The sequence below is a fragment of the Paenibacillus plantarum genome (assembly GCF_013141695.1).
Classification (GTDB): domain Bacteria; phylum Bacillota; class Bacilli; order Paenibacillales; family NBRC-103111; genus Paenibacillus_E; species Paenibacillus_E plantarum.
The window spans coordinates 46,225-60,737 of record NZ_WHNY01000006.1 but is presented as its reverse complement, the minus strand read 5'-3'; the positions used below and the strand labels follow the sequence as shown (position 1 = coordinate 60,737).

Annotated in this window: 12 protein-coding genes and 1 pseudogene; all 13 read left to right on the top strand. The window is 44.2% G+C overall.

All coding sequences use genetic code 11. The annotated features are described in order from the left end of the window. The first annotated feature begins 23 nt into the window (after positions 1–23). The 13 genes and pseudogenes from GC096_RS02685 to GC096_RS02625 all read left to right on the top strand — a co-directional run bounded on the left by GC096_RS02685 (position 24) and on the right by GC096_RS02625 (position 14,499). Positions 24–1,253, top strand: a complete 1,230-nt coding sequence (locus tag GC096_RS02685) for a type II secretion system F family protein (RefSeq protein ID WP_171628766.1) — start codon at positions 24–26, stop codon at positions 1,251–1,253. A 35-nt stretch (positions 1,254–1,288) separates the two neighbouring features. After that, positions 1,289–1,927, top strand: coding sequence for a prepilin-type N-terminal cleavage/methylation domain-containing protein (locus GC096_RS02680; RefSeq protein WP_246302539.1), 639 nt, complete (start codon positions 1,289–1,291; stop codon positions 1,925–1,927). Positions 1,928–1,999: 72 nt separating this feature from the next. Continuing rightward, entirely contained in the window at positions 2,000–2,998 is a 999-nt protein-coding gene (gene pilM / locus GC096_RS02675) for a type IV pilus biogenesis protein PilM (protein WP_171628765.1), read from the top strand. A gap of 5 nt (positions 2,999–3,003) precedes the next feature. Further along, positions 3,004–3,615, top strand: coding sequence for a PilN domain-containing protein (locus GC096_RS02670; protein ID WP_171628764.1), 612 nt, complete (start codon positions 3,004–3,006; stop codon positions 3,613–3,615). 8 nt (positions 3,616–3,623) lie between these two features. Continuing rightward, a complete protein-coding gene (locus GC096_RS02665) occupies positions 3,624–4,331 on the top strand; it encodes a hypothetical protein (RefSeq protein ID WP_171628763.1) in 708 nt (235 codons plus the stop codon). Between the two features lie 30 nt (positions 4,332–4,361). Further along, complete coding sequence (locus GC096_RS02660; protein ID WP_281366716.1) at positions 4,362–5,432, top strand: type IV pilus twitching motility protein PilT; 1,071 nt, start codon at positions 4,362–4,364, stop codon at positions 5,430–5,432. Continuing rightward, positions 5,433–6,632 carry an S-layer homology domain-containing protein gene (locus tag GC096_RS02655; protein ID WP_171628762.1) on the top strand — a complete coding sequence of 400 codons (1,200 nt, stop codon included), beginning with the start codon at positions 5,433–5,435 and terminating at the stop codon, positions 6,630–6,632. A gap of 16 nt (positions 6,633–6,648) precedes the next feature. Then, positions 6,649–9,027, top strand: coding sequence for a vWA domain-containing protein (locus GC096_RS02650; RefSeq protein WP_171628761.1), 2,379 nt, complete (start codon positions 6,649–6,651; stop codon positions 9,025–9,027). Positions 9,028–9,063: 36 nt separating this feature from the next. After that, positions 9,064–9,594, top strand: a complete 531-nt coding sequence (locus tag GC096_RS02645) for a type IV pilus modification PilV family protein (protein WP_171628760.1) — start codon at positions 9,064–9,066, stop codon at positions 9,592–9,594. 6 nt (positions 9,595–9,600) lie between these two features. Continuing rightward, positions 9,601–10,140, top strand: coding sequence for a prepilin-type N-terminal cleavage/methylation domain-containing protein (locus GC096_RS02640; protein ID WP_171628759.1), 540 nt, complete (start codon positions 9,601–9,603; stop codon positions 10,138–10,140). Between the two features lie 26 nt (positions 10,141–10,166). Further along, positions 10,167–12,056, top strand: a complete 1,890-nt coding sequence (locus GC096_RS02635; RefSeq protein WP_171628758.1) for a hypothetical protein — start codon at positions 10,167–10,169, stop codon at positions 12,054–12,056. A gap of 35 nt (positions 12,057–12,091) precedes the next feature. Then, positions 12,092–12,442 (top strand): annotated as a pseudogene (locus tag GC096_RS38575) (response regulator); the annotation flags it as partial. Between the two features lie 1,277 nt (positions 12,443–13,719). Continuing rightward, a complete protein-coding gene (locus GC096_RS02625) occupies positions 13,720–14,499 on the top strand; it encodes a prepilin peptidase (RefSeq protein ID WP_171628756.1) in 780 nt (259 codons plus the stop codon). The last annotated feature ends 14 nt before the right edge of the window (positions 14,500–14,513 follow it).

The following is a 14,513-nucleotide window of genomic DNA, read 5'->3' as shown; positions in this document are numbered from 1 at the left end:
CAGTGAAATGAAGAAGGCTATGAATGGGGGTGAACAATAACTTGGCGAACTTTACGTATGAAGCCGTCAATGAAAGCGGTAAGAAGCTGAAAGGGATAGTGAAAGCACAGAACAAACAGCTGGCGATTACGGAGTTGCGGGGACGCGGGATAACCATTCGGAGCATCCAAGAGCAGCGGAAGACAACGATGGATCTGGAGATTCATATCGGTAGGGCAGTCAAGCTAGAGGACTTCGTCATCTTCTGTCGGCAATTCGCTACGTTGATCCGAGCTGGGATTCAAATTGATCAAGCTGTTTCGATTCTGGAAGATCAATCCACCTCCAAATATTTGAAAGCGGCATTAGGTGATATCTCGGAGCAAATCAGAAGCGGGCACCCCTTATCGAAAGGGATGGGCGAACATCCGAAAGTATTTCCCGATATGTTCGTCAATATGATGGCTTCCGGTGAAACTGGCGGTAATTTGGACGAGGTTCTGGAACGAATGGCAGATCATTATGAGAAAGAACACAAAACGGTTCAAAAGGTTAAGTCAGCGATGACGTACCCGATCGTAGTTTTGATAATCGCCATTGGTGTCGTTATTTTCCTACTTCTGAAAATTGTCCCAACTTTCGCAGATATGTTTCTAGAGCAAGGGTCCGAATTACCACTTATCACTAAATTTGTCATGAACTCCAGTGATGCGATCGTGCATTATTGGTGGATGTTCTTGGCAGGGCTGGTAGGTGTGATTATCTTGTATCGGAGTTTTGCTTCGAGTGAAGAAGGAAAGTACTGGATCGATACGATCAAGTTTAAGATTCCGGTCTTTGGTATTATTCTCAAAAAAGCTGCAGTTGCTCGAATGACGCGTACGATGTCCTCTCTGTTCGTGAGTGCAGTGCCTGTCTTACAGGCACTGGATGTAACCGCGAAAGTCGTTGGTAATCGCGTGATTGCCAAGGTGCTCCGAGATGCCAAAGACAGCTTGCAGCAAGGTAAAATGCTATCGGAACCGATTCAGAAAAGTGGTATTTTTCCCAAAATGGTTGTGCAAATGCTAATCATCGGGGAGGAGACAGGGCAAGTCGATAATATGCTAGCCAAGATTGCTGATTTCTTTGAAGCGGACGTTGATCAGAGTGTAGATCGATTAAAGGCGGTGATTGAACCCCTCATGCTGCTCTTTGTTTCCAGCATAGTTGGTGTAATTGTAGCAGCGATCATGAGTCCGATGTTCAAAATGTACGATAATTTCCTTAACTAATTTCTTACTAACTTGAAGGGAGGTGATAGACAAACATGTCGCAGTCTTTACAAGCATTACAACATAACGTAAGTCAAGATTGGCAAGATCAGGTACATAACCAAAATAAACCTAGAGGTGGGAATGCAATGAACGAATTGACAATGAACAGCAAAAAGATGAATTTCCGTTTACCGAAGTTTTCGAAATTTTCTTTGAAAGAGTTAAACAAAAACCAAAAAGGTTTGACTTTGATTGAGTTGCTAGCGGTTATCGTTATCATTGCGATTATTGCTGCGATTGCAATTCCATCTGTTGGAGGAATTATTAAGAATACACGCGTAAGCGCACATAAATCAAATGCTCATATGGTCATTGATGCAACGCGATTAATGATTACAGGTCAAGGTTTAAGCCCTGCTGAAGCTACAGACGCTGCTGGTTGGTCCTTAGATAAGTTGGAAAAAGGTGGATTCTTGGAAACTGTTCCCAAAAATCCATCTGACAAACCAAACGGATATGATAAAGATCTTTCCAAGGTTGTTGTTACACAAGATACGACGACTGGAAACTACACGTATACGGTTTCACTTGTGAAGGCAGGTACTGGTGGGGTATCCCACATCACGTCCGTTAAAGAAGTAGATATTGATGCATTGAAATTCGGTACGGCCACAACAGACGTTCGAGAGTAATTAAACAAGCGCGCGCCGTCTTCGGGCGGCGCGCCAATTTCAAGTCAAGCATAACCGAGAGGAGTTACCGCAATGTTCGCAAAGAAAACGAGCAAGTATACATACGGCATGCAAATTTCGGATACAGAAGCGAAGCTGGTTGAAATCATGAACGTGAATGGACAGGTTACCCTGACACAGCGTCATTCCATTGCGCTGGATAGAGGCAGTATTAAACACGGAAAATTCGTGGACGAAGATTCGGTCATTGCGCGCATTTCAACCCTAGTCAAGCAAATTGGGTTACAAGGTGCACATATCAATGTGACGGTGCCACTATCCAATGTGGTACTCCGTAAATCCGTTTTTTCGGCCTTAAAAGATAAAGCATTACGTAATATGATCGACGTTGAATTACATGGCGGACAGCAATTGCCTTTCAAAAATCCAGTGTTTGATTTTGTTCGACTCGGAACCCCCAAAGATGAAGCGGCTGCTTCTTCGGAAGGTGCAGTGAAATCTTCCAAGTCTTCTGCACAAGAGGAAGTTCTCATCTTTGCGACACCCGGCGAGGTGGTTGAAAGCTATGCACACGTCGTCAAGCAATCAGGGCTAGTGCCAGTAGCTGTTGATTTGGCACCACTAGCTCTTCATCGTATGTTGGTACGTCATACCAAATTAACTGGCTCCGCGATGAAGGAACGATTCATGCTGCTGCATGTCGAGCCAGATCATGCGGATGTCAGCATATTCGTAGATGGCATCCCTGTGTTTTTTCGATCGATTCAGATTAATACAAGTTTCTTCCTAGATACAGGCACCGACCAGCTTGCAGCTTATGCGCGCAATCTATCTATGGAGCTTGGCCGTGTCTTGAATTATTTCCAATACACGGTTTCCAACGATCAGAAGCATGTCGAGCTCGTTTATTTGGTAGGCGATCATGAATGGATCACGGCACTTCCAGAACATCTAGAGAGTGCTTTCACAGGTGAGATTACATCGTTTCCATTGCCTGCCATTCTGAAAGATGAAGACACAACATGTCAAGCCTACGCGGTTCCAGTTGGACTGGCGATGAAAGGAGCTTAAGGACGATGAGTGCAGGCGTACAGAAGCTACAATCCATCGAAATTAACTTGCTGCAAATGCGGCACGAAGAACAAGCAGGAACTAGTCCCATTCTCCGCTATGTGTTTTTGACTGCGATCGTGGTGGTAATTGGTGGAATGGGATGGATGTATACGAGCGCAAAGTCAGAAATTAAGAACACGAATAAGGCATTGGAGCAGGTCAACCTTCAAATTAAAGAAAGTCAAACGAAGATTGCAAGTTCCCCTTCTGCTGGGGCGGTTGCTGATTTCGTTGCTTTACCGAAACAACTCCTCGCAAGCAAGCCTTTAGCGACAGATGTGCTCGATAAACTTTCTGCTCTAATGCCACTTACCTCAAATCTTACCGCTCTCTCCTTCGGAGATGGTAATAAGGTTAAGGTGACAGGGAATTTTGCTACAAGCGAAGATATCATTACATTCATGCAAGCGACGAAAGCTTCCAGCTCGTTTACCTTAATTTCTACCAGTGGGATGAACAAAGTGATAGCGGCACAAGAAGATAAAAATGCTCCGGTTGTTACTGATCCGCCATTGCCTGTCATTCAAGCGACTTTCGAGCTTCAATACAAGTCCGAGCCCAACAAGAAAGGTTGATCGAACGTATGAGCATGCTCAGCAGTAAAAGGAATCAAATCATCGTGGCGTTCATCCTCGCGTTGACGCTTGTGATGGTGTATATCAATTTCATTTCACCACTTCAGAGTGAAAAGGTCTCCAAAGAGAGACTACTTATACAGAAAAAACAAGAGCTAGACGACTTGAATAAACGATCAGCAGGCGGTGGTGCAATTGGGGCTGCGGAACAAGTAAGTCTCTCACAAACACGTTTTCACGTGCCTGAAGAACCGGATGTAGAAGGGCTCATACGTGAGATTCGAATGTTAGAGGTCATTACGAAGATGTCACTGGCCAGTTACAACTTTGAAATTGGCAAGGCGTCCGATGTTGTGAGTAAAGCTCCAACGAGCTCACCAGCCCCTGCGAAAGAAAGTACAACCGTTACACAGGTGGCTCCACCGATGCCATCACTTGCCATTCCGATCAAGCTCAACACAACAGCTAAAGGGGATTATGCGCAGATCCATCGTTTTCTAGATGAACTGCAAACGACCAATCGCTTGATGCAGATTGACAAGTTGACTTTTGCGGTTAAGGGCGGAGCCCCCGTGAAGCTGAATGCTTTGAAAAGAGAAATAACGGTCAATGTTTCCGTAGTTTCCTATTATGCACCAGGGTTACAGAAGTTTTTCAAGAATCCGCTTCAGGTTCCTTATACGAAACCTGCTGGAAAGACGAATCCAGTCTATTAATAAAACCATGTACATATGGGAGGAAATACGATGAGTATGATTTCACCAACGACCTCTGACATCTTATCACTGAAAGATCTGCTGCGTGTTTCTTACGAATCGAAGGCTTCTGACTTGCACATTAATGCAACGACAGAACCACTTATGCGGCTACATGGGAAGTTGATGAAGGTGGTTGATTCCGTTCTTTCTCCTGAGGATACACATCGCATGGCGAAAGAAATATTAACGAAGGAACAATATGAAACATTATCTAAAAAGGGGGAAGTTGACTTTTCGTTCGAGCTGCCAGGTCTTTCTCGTTATCGGGGCAATGTATTTAAGCAAAAACGACATATTAACATGGTGTTTCGTGTCTTGTCGACGACAGTGCCCTCCCTTTTTAGCTTGAATTTGCCTGATTTGGTTCAGGAGTTTGCACACAAGCATCAAGGTCTGGTTCTAGTAACAGGTCCTACAGGCAGCGGTAAGTCAACGACGCTTGCTTCTATCATTGATTTCATTAATGAAACTCAGAAGAAACATATTATTACGTTGGAAGATCCGATCGAGTATATTCATCCAAGTAAAAATTGTCTGGTGGCACAACGTGAAATTGGTATTGATACGTTAACGTTCTCCAATGGTTTGCGTGCTGCATTACGTCAAGATCCTGATGTCATTCTAGTTGGTGAGATGCGGGATTTGGAAACGATCAAGACAGCCATTACAGCAGCGGAAACAGGTCACCTTGTCCTCGCGACACTTCATACCCCGGATGCTCCTCAAACCGTCGATCGGATTATTGATGTATTTCCAACTGAGCAACAACGACAAATACGCGTACAGCTAGCATCCGTACTCATCAGTGTTTTATCCCAACGTTTAGTACCGCGAATGGATGGACGAGGAAGGGCCATGGCGCTGGAAATATTAATCAATACACCCGCTGTAGCCAACTTAATTCGGCAAGAAAAGATTTATCAAATCAAATCGGTCATTCAAACGAATCGACAAATCGGTATGCAAACGATGGTATCCAGCTTGAAGCAATTAGTGGAAGAAGGTATTATCCACCGAGATGCGATCAAAGAATATGAAATGACCTTAGGAGAAGATTAAATGAAAACCAATAAACATGCACTCATTACTGCTCTTCTTGTCGTATCCATTCTCTCACCAACAGCCGTTCTCGCAAGTGAAGCAGCAGTTAATTCAACAGTCAGTGTGCAAGCGAGCAATCCATTCGCCATATTAAAAGGGCTCGATAATGAAGCGCGCAGTCAACAATACGAGAACATGAAGCTTTCACCAGCAGGTTGGCAGGTCGGTATGATTATTTCCAAAGAACCTTATGCAGTTGTTACTAGCGTAGATGCTTCTGGCGCACATGTGAAAATATGGACGGGAGCAATCGCACGAGATTACAATGATTTGCTCGTGTTTTGGGATGAAATCGGTGTAAATGTGTCAGGTAAACTTGATTTCCATGCCACTGACGTCGAAGAGACGACACGTTCGTACTTTGAAAGCGCATCCCAAGAGTCCTATCGTATCAAAGCATACCTTGGCAAAGTGCCTTGGGCGAACATCCCTACGGATGCAGAGACAGCTCGAGATGGCAGTACAAAGGTATCATCGAATGGCTTAATCAACGTGTATGGTATCGTTTTTCAGGATCCTGATCGCGCCGTCGCACCATCACTGGGCTCAGTCAAGAAATTACCTGACATGCCAGATGTTGTACCAACGCTGCGTACATGGAAACAAACGGCCGTAAGCGCAATTCCTAGTGATGCACTAACCCATTGGGCGAAGGATGACATCCTTGATCTAATGCAGAAATCCATTATCGATGGGTATGAGGATCACACCATTCGTCCGAATCGTACGCTTTCGAAAGCAGAGTTTGTCACACTTGTTGTTAAGTCATTAGGGATTGAACCTGTCCAAACACCTGTCAAAGGTTACGAGGATATGGGAAAACATTGGTCAACCAGCATGGTTGCTTCTGCGCAAGCTATGGGTTTGCTGGATTTGAAACCCGTAGATTTGAATTTTTCTCCGGATTTACCCATTACGCGCATTGAAATGGTTGGTCTCGTTGATCGCATTTTGCAAAAATATGCCGTTAAGGGTGGATCTGGCACTGGTGAATTCACAGATATCGCAAGCTTAACTGACGGAAATAAAGCATCTCTTCTAAATGTGATACATGCAGGTATTGTTGGCGGTTATGAAGATGGTTCGTTCAGACCTCAAGGGTCTCTCACTCGTGCTGAAGCTTTCAAAGTCATCTCGAGAATCATTCATTTGGTGTAGAAAGGAGTTCGTAACTATGCATTGGTATCAAAAAGCGAAAAAGAAAAGTGCGATCTTGTTGACGGGTATGTTGCTCACGAGTATGCTTCCTGTCTTCGTTGGAACGAATACCGTATATGGGGCTGAGGTAGACAATGGTTGCTTAGCGATTAGCGGTGTGGGAAATGTACCCGTAACAAGTGTTGAACGGAATCAATTGGTTACTATTAATTACACGCTAGACCCGAGTGGTACACATACAGTGATGCAAACACGGGATGCGGTTGATATTGCTTTTGTAGCTGACGTATCTGGAAGTATGGATTACCATATGAACAAAAATGATAGCAAAACCCCCATTCGTTTGGATATTTTAAAAAGTGCTTCTACTACGTTAACTAATAAGTTTAAAACAGTAAACATGGGTGACCGTCTAGGACTCATTAAATTTAGTTCTGGGGCGTCCAAAGTACTTGATTTGACAACGGATTATGCGAAAGTTCAAACCGAAATTAATAAATTAGTCGCTGATGGCTCTACCAATATTGACGATGGACTTGCGAAGGCAAAGACGATGTTAACGGCGAGTGGAACGAAGCCCGTGAAACAAATAATTTTACTAACAGACGGCAAAGCAACAGTTTGGACGGATGAGAACGACGGTAATAAACAAAAAAGCGGAGAAACAAGTGCTGCGAATGCTGCAAGAGCAGATGCTGATGTACTAGCAGGTCTTGGTATCAAAGTATATACAATTGCTTTGGCTACAGCTGGCTCTGATGAAATTGATCTAGATTTGTTGCAATATATTGCAACAAAGACGGGCGGAACCGCTTATGAAGCGAGTTCTGCGAGCCAACTTTCCGCGATTTTTGACAATATTGCGAAAACAATTGAAGCGCCAGCTCAACTCAAAACCGTGACGCTTCGTCAACCCATCCCAGCTGGGTTCATCTTGGCACCTGGTGAGAATGCCTCGAATGTAAGGTATGAAGCTGCAACACGCGAAGTTGTGGTCAACGTAGGTGACATTAATTTTCCTTTTGACCAAGACAAGATCGATCTAACCATTAAATTAATTCCAGATACAGCAGCAGGTGACTATCCACTGCAAGATGCGAAGGTGACTTACAAAGATGCATGTAATGCTAATCGACAGTTCAATATCAATTTTGGAACGCAACTCTCTGTCAGTGTTCGTGTGGTTGATAAATATGGCAATGTGTATATCGGGAATAGTCAAGGAGAACTGCAACGTCTACGAGCTAGTGATAAACAAAAACAATGGACGATTAATAAGAAGAAGGTAGCCATCTCGGATATTCATTTTATTGATACAGAAATTCATTCCATCGTTCGCATTACTTACAAGGATGGGACGACAGATCAATTTGATTTGAAGCCAACAGCGCCTGGAACCTATGAACTTGTTGATGGGAATGGGAAGCCGATAAGTGAAAATGGTTGGCACAAGGGTCCTGGAAACCTCCGATTGGTATCGGGTTCAAGCACACAACTGCCGAGCACAACTGTGTATGCGAATGATGATTTCCAAGGGGCTTATCTAGCGGGTTATGAGATATCCGTTGATAATGGCAATTGGCAATCACAAACAACAAACGGAGTGGTCATTCCTGATGGTAATAGTGTGAATTTCAAAACGCGTGCGTTCACTAATGCGATAAGTGGTAGTGCTGCGATTCCTATTGCTGGTGCTGTCGCAACCGGAAATGTTTCCTTAGATAGCACAGGGCCTATGATTAGCTGGAGCCATAATATTGTAAATCCAACAGATGACGGCATCATTTATATCACGGCAACCGATAATCTAAGTCCAGTAACGAGTGTGAAAGTATGGTTCGACAACAAATCACTTTCTATTTCTTCTAGCTCATCGAAAATGACGAAGAATGGCAACACCTATGCGTTTCGATTGAGCGATGTGGCAGGTTTCGATACGGCTGAGAAACGGCAAGGCTGGCATCAAATTTATTTTGAAGCCACTTCAATGGGAGGCACAACTACAACAGTTGAAGCACCTGAATATTTTGTGGTTAATCCAGGTTTGGCGGCTACGCTCAAAGGCATGAACTATAATACTGGTGATATTTCAGATAAACCCGTAAGTGTTGCTGTGGTGGACGAGAAGTATCCTGTATCCGATCGTACATTCGGTAGTCACATCGAGCATGGTTTCACGTTGAAAAATATGTATTACGTGATTAAACAGACATCAACGACGCCGGAAGCAAATGGATGGAAACCATTGGCATCGAAGCGATTAACGGTGACAACCAAAACGAACACGACATCCGGAACATATTATGTCTTTTTAAAATTAATCGACAGTTCGAATGTCGAAATGGTTCAGCAGCCACTGATCGTTAAATTCGATACCGAGCAAAACAACAACTAGACTGGCAAATCGGTGAGGTAGTGAGGAGGACTTACGGTGCGCCGCAATGAATGCTTGAAGCAAGTGGGGCCTAATGAAGACGGTATGTCACTCGTGGAAATCTTGATTGCTGTGACGATTATGTCGATTATCAGCGTCACGTTGATGGGGTATTTCACCTCAGCTGTTGATAAATCCGCGCAAGAAAGCCGCAAAATAATCGGTGCCAATTTAGCTCGATTAAAAGCAGCTGAGCTGCGCGATTACTTCAAGAATGGCTATAAAGACGCCATTGTGTCGCAGCTGACAAGCAGTCCCAAATTTTCTGGTGACTTATCGAGTAATGGGTCGGAGTTAATGAAAGGCAGGTTGGCCTCAACGGAGATCAATGGTACAACGTATCGGTATTTGGTTGAACTTGAGAAGAGCTACGCTCGCTGGGAGGCTGCGGATCCGTTTCGTAATGATTCAGATGACTATTTGGCTCAAATGCTCGTTACTGTATATTGGTCGAACGAAGATTCTCTCGATGCACCTTCAGCGAAATCATCAACGACACTCGATACGTATCTTATCAAAAGGTGGTAGCGCCTCATGCAGCGCAATGAGAAAGGGATGACATTAATTGAGCTTCTGGCTGCCTTGCTGATCTTCGGCATGGTAGCCTCCATCCTGTACTCTTTTATGCTAATGGGCGTGTCGATGTATAAACGAGTCACGATGGAAACCCAGATGCGTAATCAAGGAGACGGGTTATACAGCCAGATTATTTCGGAACTGAAAGAAGCGATCTACGTTCAAGATGAAGGGACGGATAAGAAGATTATTCGTTATGCGAAAAAGAATGATGACCCGAACATATATATTGATCTCTATGAAATGGAAGTCATGCCGAATCCAACCGGCGGTGGGAAAATCGAAATTAGGGAAGCTGGAACGAATGTTGTTAAACGTGTTTTCCAATTAGGAAGCAATTTTACAATTCGAGAGGGCAGCTTAAGTGAAGCGAGTCAAAATCATGACCGTGTTCAAGTTACACTTGAGTATGCCAGAATTAATGCGGATCAGTTTAAGTTAGCAGACAACCCGAAACTGATCATTGATTCGCAAATCCCACTATTCCGTAATGATTAAATGTAACGGATTGGAGGAGGCATGTATTGAACGCTATGAATAAAGACAATAACGGCCTCCAACAGAGGATGCATAATGAGGAAGGATCAGCGCTAGTCATCGCTTTACTTGCCGTTGTTTTAATGACCATGATGGGTCTTATCCTTATGAGCGTACTTCGTGGAGGTGCAATTCAAGCAGCCACGACAGAGTCAAGTGTTCAAGCGGAGGCGATTGCACAGAAAGGGCTGGACGATACACTTGCCCAAATCCGCAGAGCCGTCGCCAATGGTGAAACGATTGGTGGGACGAACTATCGGAATCGAGTTCGCAATGTAGAGAATCAACTCTTGTTGATGCTTCCATTTATTGATAAGCATGCAGGAGATTCTCAGAATTCAAATGACAAGAATGGGGTTGTCGTTGAAGCGAAGAAAGGGACATATCAAGTTGATATTGTTCTTGCAGAGCCCACGAATCCAGAATCACCGACGAAAAAGCCTTTGGCAATCCCTGATGCTCCCTACGTTCGCAAATTCACGATAACTTCTCGAGGTATGATGGGGGGCACTCCCACTACGATTGTTACGAAAGAGATGACCGTTTATGTGAGTACGATTAACCCTGTGTTTCGATATCCGGTCTCATCAAGCGGTGATTTGGTACTAAATGGAACACCTTCGATCAAAGGAGACATTTTTGTAGCCAATCATTTGTATGTACGGGATGAGGCTTTATTCACAGGTACAACCAGTGGTGCGAATCGAAGCAAATATGGGATTCAAACAGGACGACCTGAGATTCGCGGTTTCATTCGAGTGGACGGAGACAGCGATACAATAGCGCCAGGGAAATTTAATTTTACCCGGTCGGATGGATTGACTGAATTCCCGCCGCTCACGCAAACAAGTGAATTTGTGCAACCCGATTATTTTAGACCGCAATATTTTCCATTAGAAGATCCAACGCTGGATGCGGACATTGAAGTAGATGTTGAGGGGTATGTCACTAGTAAAACACAGACCGATTTAACAACCAAGTTAGCTGCTTTAGGCGGGTATTCAGCACCGGATCCAGCAATAATTGAGTTGCCGCCATTGTTTCAAAATTTGACGAGTAGTAAGCTGTACAACGATCAATGGGTAACTGTTGATGGTGAGGTGAATGTTTTTGATGAAGCATCAGCCACTAACGAGGCTGATCTGTTCATTAATAATGGTGTGCTTACCATGGCGAACGACGCATCGAAACTCAAACTGAAGAAAGGTTCCCTTTATGTGAAGTCGCCAGATCCTAATTTAGTAGCGACGGATCTTCGCGGCGAACTTTCTGTGGAACCAGGAAAATTCTTAGCCATTGATGGCAACGTGACACTGAATAATGGATTTCGTTTTCCAAATGGCACGATGTATATCAAAGGTGATCTGAAGATCATTGGAAATGTATGGCTGCAAGGTACCGTGTATGTACAGGGTAACGTAGAGTTAAAACAGATGACTTCAATTAATAAAAACACGGAGGAGACCCCAGACCCTTCATTAACACCGCTTATTGTTGTCGCCTCAGGGGAGATCGTGCTGGGTAATAGCACAAACACCGATGATGAGAATGTTCGCGCTTTCTTCTACACGAAGCAAGGAATTCGATTATATGGGGTCATTTCGAAGATGAGACTGACTGGCGGTATACATGGCGGTGCTGGAGGCGTAGAACTCAATGCAGTGAGAGGTGAATTGACTACAGCTGGCAGCTCCGTTTCCAAGTATCAAGGGAGTGCACCATGGACTAGAGAAGTACCTGAAGTGCAATTGGACAATTCCAAACCATCAAGGCTGCAGATTTTCTATGATGATAATCTCTATGATCAACCGCCAGACGGCATCCCAACGACAGACAATTTTAACGTGTTTGTGAAAAACGTCAAATACATCAAGTAACTACAGATTAACCATTCTGGAAGGAGGTACCTTCAATGTCATTCCAAATCCTAGTCGTTGACGATACGAAATTTATGCGGAAAATGTTGACTGATATTTTGAAGCAATATGGTCATGAGGTGGTCGGAGAAGCAGAGAATGGTAGACAGGCTGTGCAAAAGTATGAGGAACTTCAGCCTGATATTGTTCTGATGGACATCACGATGCCCGAAATGGACGGAATTGAAGCGATGAAGGAAATTCGTAAGCTCAATCCATCGGCAGTCGTTCTCATTTGTTCGGCTATGAGTCAGCAGGATCTCATCTCAGATGCATTGAAAGCTGGGGCAAACGGCTATGTGATGAAACCTTTTAAACCAAATCGCGTGAATGAAATTGTTCGAAAATATGGTGTTCCCCGTGTAATAGGCCATCTCATACCGCAAGACATGCAGCGCACGGAAGCTGCAGCCGTAGAAATCGAAGCTGTAGAGGCGACGGTTTTCATTGAGGAAATGGAATTACAGGCTAAGTTAGCCGAAGGTGCTACCGTCCCAACAGCAAGTTTGCATGCCGTTGATCAAGGATATGCTGAGCCGAAGGAGCTACATCTTACGAAGCAAGATGAGGAGATCTTGATAGAAATCTCGTCGAGCAGCGAGTCCAATCAATCCAATCAAGAGATCGTCAGTAAGCTGATTTATGAGGAAGAGCAAATTCCTGAAGTCGTTGAACTCCAACAAAGTAGTGGTGAACCAGAGCCAGTAACGGAAACGGAACCAGAATCTCAGAAGAATTACGTCACGGAGGAAAAGAAAGTTGCAGCCAAACCTGCTCAGGTTGTCAATGCGCTGGAAGTTCTGCTCGCGTTTGCTGAGGTGGAGGAATCTAAGGTTGCTTTGGAGACTTCGGATCACATGCACATGGATGAGACGCCTGAACATTCACAATCAACGGAAGAAGAGGATCGTCTCCTTGAAATGGAGAGGCTGGCCGCTGTGATGCAAGGTGACTTGGAACAGGAATGGCAGCTGGAGCAACAGCAGGTGCTACAACAAATGCAACAGGTAGAAGCAAGCGTTATTGCGTACGAGGATTCTTCGATAACGGTGAACAACCCTATCGCAGAGCAAGAGGTCGAAGCCATTGTAGAAGATATTGATTCGAGCTCAATGGAACTTAGCATAGATGACCTCAATGAGATCACTTTGGAGATGGAATCTTTAGAATCCAGCTATGAAGTGAAAGATCTAGTTAATGAAGTTCCAGTATTCAAAGAAGAAGTTCCCGTAAGCACGTCTTCTAAGTCTCAGGAAGTGGCTGACGTGAATAAAGTTGGCTTTAAAGCTGTGAATGGCGGAAAGATCATTAATTTATTCAGGGGGAATGGACCAATGAAAAATTTCACAAGCAGTGTTATGTGTAACTGGAGCGAGGATTTGAATGGTGAGATGTCACAATACTTGGTTGTATGTACAGAAGCAGAGAATAAGATTGAGATTGATATGACAACGGCAAGCGGGCAAAAGCAATCTATAACTGTTACCATTGAGAGTTTTAATCAATTAGCTGCTTGGCTACAGGTTCAATTGGGGACTGCGCCCGTGAGCAATCGTGAATATGCAAAAAAAGCAGATTTCTAAATAAATATTGCTAAGGTGAGACATCTAGAGGGGGTAAGGCAATGGGGTGGGAAGCATGGAGTTACACAATTCTGTTGTTCATAGTGGGTGCATTGTTCGGTTCATTCTTTAATGTCGTTGGGCTTCGGGTACCGAAAGGTATATCCGTCGTTGCCCCTCGATCTAGCTGTGGAAGTTGTGGGCGCCAGCTTAACGCGATTGATTTAATTCCGATCTTGGGATGGTTTATCCGAAGAGGGAAATGTCACACATGCGGATCATCAATATCCCCTGTGTATATCGTTGGAGAGTTAGCAGGAGGTGTTTTATTTGCCGCTCTTCCTTTCCTAGTCAGCGTAAATGAACTGTGGATTGCTTATCCACTAATATCTGTGCTTCTCATCCTGACAGTGAGTGATCTAGCCTACATGCTCTTGCCCAACAAAATCATTTATCCAGCCATGCTGCTATTTACGGGACTGCGATTGTTCGTGCATCCTCTGCCAATTTGGCACTATGCATTGGGATTCGTAATTGGAGGGGGCACACTGCTCGCAGTGTCTCTTGCTGCAACTTGGATGGGGAAGCCAGCTATGGGCTTTGGAGATATTCGATTGATGGCTTTAGTAGGACTCGTCATGGGAATCAAGCTCGTGCTGTTATGCATTTTTCTGTCGGCGCTGCTCGGCAGCGTCATCGGTGTGGCTCTAATCGCCTCAGGTAAACTGGATCGGCGTTCACCTATTCCCTATGGTCCTTTCATCGCTGTTGCTGGTTTCATCTGTTTTTGTTTCGGAGACCCATTGATGACGTGGTACTTGGACCTCATCGTATGGCAGTAAAACTACATTTTGTA

Coding starts and splice junctions, on each gene's coding strand:
- GC096_RS02665 (WP_171628763.1), top strand. CDS start 3,624: ATGAGCATGCTCAGCAGTAAAAGGAATCAAATCATCGTGGCGTTCATC.
- pilM (WP_171628765.1), top strand. CDS start 2,000: ATGTTCGCAAAGAAAACGAGCAAGTATACATACGGCATGCAAATTTCG.
- GC096_RS02685 (WP_171628766.1), top strand. CDS start 24: ATGGGGGTGAACAATAACTTGGCGAACTTTACGTATGAAGCCGTCAAT.
- GC096_RS02650 (WP_171628761.1), top strand. CDS start 6,649: ATGCATTGGTATCAAAAAGCGAAAAAGAAAAGTGCGATCTTGTTGACG.
- GC096_RS02625 (WP_171628756.1), top strand. CDS start 13,720: ATGGGGTGGGAAGCATGGAGTTACACAATTCTGTTGTTCATAGTGGGT.
- GC096_RS02640 (WP_171628759.1), top strand. CDS start 9,601: ATGCAGCGCAATGAGAAAGGGATGACATTAATTGAGCTTCTGGCTGCC.
- GC096_RS02670 (WP_171628764.1), top strand. CDS start 3,004: ATGAGTGCAGGCGTACAGAAGCTACAATCCATCGAAATTAACTTGCTG.
- GC096_RS02660 (WP_281366716.1), top strand. CDS start 4,362: ATGAGTATGATTTCACCAACGACCTCTGACATCTTATCACTGAAAGAT.
- GC096_RS02655 (WP_171628762.1), top strand. CDS start 5,433: ATGAAAACCAATAAACATGCACTCATTACTGCTCTTCTTGTCGTATCC.
- GC096_RS02680 (WP_246302539.1), top strand. CDS start 1,289: ATGTCGCAGTCTTTACAAGCATTACAACATAACGTAAGTCAAGATTGG.